We start from the raw sequence: 3,378 nt of genomic DNA on the forward strand, positions 1-3,378 counted from the left end.
GATGATTTTAATCCCCCTGGGTGTAGCGGTTTCCCGTGCAAGGCTGACCACAGGGTCGAGAAAGTCGCCCAAAAAAAACGGCTTGAAATTGCCCGGCTTTATTCTGGCCGGTTCAATAAAGGTTTCTATAATCCGGTTCAATCTGTCAATTTCATCCCTCACAATGGACACGAGTCGGGAAAACTCTTTTTTATCCTTGTCCGTATCAGGACTGAATTCCCTGAAAATTCTCTGGACTGCCATGCTTACGGCATTCAGAGGATTTCTGATTTCGTGGGCAACCCCTGCAGCAAGCTTCCCCAGGGAGGACAACCGTTGGGCCTGGGCCAGTTGCCTGTTCAGATCCTGGACCCGATCATTGTGCCGCCGTTGAATCCGATAGACAAAAAGAAGCACAATCCCGGCGCTGCAGATAATGATCCCTGTGAAGACAAAAACATGGATCATGTTTCGTTGGGCCGTTTCACGGACCTGTGTGATATCGATGCCGGCAATGCCTTTAAAATCTGACGCCCTCCCTGTTGTCATGGGTAAACATACCTCCATAATCGGTTGGTCCCGGCGCAGGCAGCGCGGGCCGGAAAAGGCAGGTTCGGTTAAAGTCGGAAACGTTTCAGGCTGCTCAGTCTGAGCAGCGTCGGTGAAGCTGTTTTTGCCGGAACCGGCAACCACACGTCCGTTTCCGTCTGTCACAAGCAGATAGCGAAGCCCTTTTTGCCGGCCGACCTCCTGGATTACCTCCTGGTAAACAAGCCTGAGCATAAGCAGATCCAGATCTCTTTGATTGAGCATCAAAAAAATCACCCCCGCACCTTTTTCCCGCTGAATACCAACCCAGTGTGTTTTGCTGGCGTCCGGGTCATTAAGCTCCAGTTCAATATGAACGTCATTTTGTTCCAGCGTAACCTTGTTCAGTTCCTCCTTTTCAACGTCGGAAAGTGACCGGCTGCCCGATAAAATAGAACCGCCGGGGTCCAGAAAAAAAATCCCCGTGACAAAAAACGTATTGGCCAATTGTTTTAACACGTCATTTAGCGGCAGGTCGGCTTTAAAACTGCGATCCAGTTCTTTTGCTGAATCTATGAGCCGTTCTATGACCTTTTCCTTGGCCCTGAATTTCGTTTCAATATCTGTAAAATCTCCTAACGGATCCACCAGAGAACGGGTTTTGGGGGACAAATCATCGTACCGCTCCCGCGCAACGGCTTCAAGGCTTTCAAGCACCGCTTTCCCCCCGGATTCAGCCATATTGAGCAAAAGATTTTTCGTCCGGTAAACATCCATTACGGCGGTGATAAAAAAAAGAAGCGTCAGGAGCAAAAACAATATGAGAACGGCTGGCAGATTTCCACCCTGCAATTTGGTTTTCCACGGCATAACTCTGATCTACCATCCGCTATGAGAACCGGAATCTCCCATCATTGTGCACCAGTTGCGCCGCTGATCCGGAGTCAGCGTCTGTCTGATCCTGATTTGATATTCGACGATCAAGCTATACAGCTGATCCCTGATTTTTGAATGCGTTTTGGACAAATCCATAATCATTTTTTCATCTGCGTCGCTGCTGCGCAAAAGTGCCCTGAATTCGATTCTTTTCAGCATACAAGCCTGGTAGCAGTCTATGATTTTTTTCCGGTACTGCCTGTTGATAATGCTTACAGCATCCCGCTGTTCCCGGGACAACCCTAAATCCTGTATGGCTGTGCAATGTCTGTCCCAGTCCGGGGTATGAGCTTCATGTCCGTCATGGAAAGGAAATTCTGCGGCAGTTGCCAACGGCAAGGATAATAGTAAAATCGCACAAATGATTATCAGGTATCTGTTCATAACACCTTTATTCTTTCACTTAAAATACTTTTTAGGCAGCTCAACCAAAGAACAGCAAAGAACATACCACCCGTCCAATGAACTCAAATTGAATTGCCGAATAACAGCCTTGGGCTGGCGTAATCTATCAACATCCAGGCTCAATAAACAACAGAACTCTTTGTTCTTTTCATGATAGAGGCCTAAAAACACCTCCCCAATAACGCTGCCCGGGTTCCGGAAATCGACAAATTTGTCGATCGGGTATATTTTACCCAAATGGTTCAATCCGTTGGCCAGAAGCCGTGGTCATCATTTGTTAGACTGTTTTCGACAATTATTGCCTCCTTTAATATCCGGCCATCATCATGTTGATACACACCAGTTGACCTTATCGTTTTATTTTTCGGATGCGCTTCCGGCAGTATCCGGGTTGTAGCTTAAATGATAAACACCGGTTGGTGTTTTAACGGCATACAAAAAATATTTGCGTTTGAACCACAAGGCCACGTTGACAAGAGCGATGAGTACCGGCACTTCCACCAACGGGCCGATGACCGCGGCAAAGGCTTCACCGGAATTGATCCCGAATACGGCCACAGCCACGGCAATGGCCAGCTCAAAGTTGTTGGATGCGGCTGTGAAAGATAAGGTGGCGGTTTGTTCGTAAGTGGCCCCAAGTTTGGCGGACATGAAAAAGCTGATCAAAAACATGAGCAAAAAGTAAACACACAGCGGAATGGCAATGCGTACGACATCCAGCGGCAGTTTGACGATATATTCGCCTTTGAGTGAAAACATCACCAGAATTGTGAACAAAAGAGCGATCAACGTCAGGGGACTGATTTTGGGGATAAATTTTTCATGATACCAGTTCTCACCTTTAGTTTTAAGTCCGATGATACGGGTAAGCAGGCCGGCGATAAACGGAATACCCAGGTAGATGAAAACACTTTCGGCAATCTGTCCGATCGTGACATTTACGGTGGCGCCCTCAATGCCGAACCGTCCCGGAAGAATGGTAATAAAAAACCAGGCATAAACAGAAAAAAACAGAACCTGAAAAATCGAATTAAACGCCACCAGTCCGGCGCAGTATTCGGCATCACCTTTAGCCAGGTCGTTCCATACCAGCACCATGGCGATACATCGTGCCAGGCCGATCATAATCAACCCCACCATATATTCATGATGCCCGGACAAAAAAGATATGGCCAGCAGGAACATCAGGACAGGGCCGATAATCCAGTTCTGAATCAGCGACAACCCCAGGACCTTCACATCACGAAAGACAAATCCAAGTTTCTCATAACGCACCTTGGCCAGGGGCGGATACATCATAAGGATCAGCCCAACGGCAATGGGGATGTTGGTTGTTCCCACCTGGAAAACATTGATCACGTCCCGGACGCCGGGGAAAAAATAACCTCCGAAAACCCCGACCGCCATGGCCAGAAAAATCCATAACGTTAAAAATCTGTCCAGAAAGCTTAAGCTTTTATCCGTTGAATGACTCATTTTTTTCTCCTGTTAACGATTATCCTATTGAATTATTTATGTTTTCTGGAAGTT

At 47.2% G+C, this 3,378-nt stretch carries 3 protein-coding genes; all 3 read right to left on the minus strand.

What is annotated here, in order from left to right:
• On the minus strand, positions 1-1,248 hold a 1,248-nt coding region (locus AB7U36_RS20990; RefSeq protein WP_428161572.1), incomplete at its 3' end, for a histidine kinase dimerization/phospho-acceptor domain-containing protein.
• Between the two features lie 138 nt (positions 1,249-1,386).
• Entirely contained in the window at positions 1,387-1,782 is a 396-nt protein-coding gene (locus AB7U36_RS20995; RefSeq protein WP_428161573.1) for a Spy/CpxP family protein refolding chaperone, read from the minus strand.
• A 423-nt stretch (positions 1,783-2,205) separates the two neighbouring features.
• A complete protein-coding gene (arsB, locus tag AB7U36_RS21000) occupies positions 2,206-3,324 on the minus strand; it encodes an ACR3 family arsenite efflux transporter (protein ID WP_428161574.1) in 1,119 nt (372 codons plus the stop codon).
• Positions 3,325-3,378 lie beyond the last annotated feature (54 nt).

The organism is Desulfobacter sp. (assembly GCF_050177295.1).

Coding starts and splice junctions, on each gene's coding strand:
- arsB (WP_428161574.1), bottom strand. CDS start 3,324: ATGAGTCATTCAACGGATAAAAGCTTAAGCTTTCTGGACAGATTTTTA.